This window comes from Bartonella sp. CM120XJJH (genome assembly GCF_042194715.1).
GTDB lineage: Bacteria > Pseudomonadota > Alphaproteobacteria > Rhizobiales > Rhizobiaceae > Bartonella.
The window spans coordinates 1-506 of record NZ_JBHINE010000174.1; the positions used below are offsets into that span (position 1 = coordinate 1).

The window sequence follows — 506 nt, forward strand, 5'->3', positions numbered from 1 at the left end:
TATTATTTTTTGCTTTTGCACCTTTTTTACCAGCCTCACTACGAACTTGCGATATGTGCTCTTTTTTATCAGCAAAATCGTTCAGCTCTTCTTCAACGCGCGCATTCCACAATCCATTATCTGTCTCAACAAGTTTATCATTCCTCATGAGATATTCGACAATAGCTGCAAATTTTTTCTGCGAACAATTGCAAGCACGTGCAAGCGTTTCAAAATCTTCTTTAATTGGTGCTTTTTTATCGTACATGCGAACGAGAAGCGTCATATAAGCACCCCTTTGCTCTAACGTCATTCCGTCTGTACCACTTGTCATACAAATGGAATCTTATCCATGGCATTGCATTAGACATGCGCGCCCCCTTCTTTTATTAAATATAAATGAGTGATCATAATCCCCCCTTAAGGCTGTTGCGTATTTATGCGTGCGCATGATGACGCGTAATCTATTAATTTGATCTCTTTATTTTTGCCTGTTTAAGAATGTGAATGCTGCTGTTGATGTTCAT

At 38.7% G+C, this 506-nt stretch carries 1 protein-coding gene; it reads right to left on the reverse strand.

What is annotated here, in order from left to right:
• Positions 1-313, reverse strand: a 313-nt coding sequence (locus ACFIKU_RS10415; RefSeq protein ID WP_375657460.1) for a DUF1376 domain-containing protein, incomplete at its 3' end; no start/stop codon positions are given.
• Between the last annotated feature and the right edge of the window lie 193 nt (positions 314-506).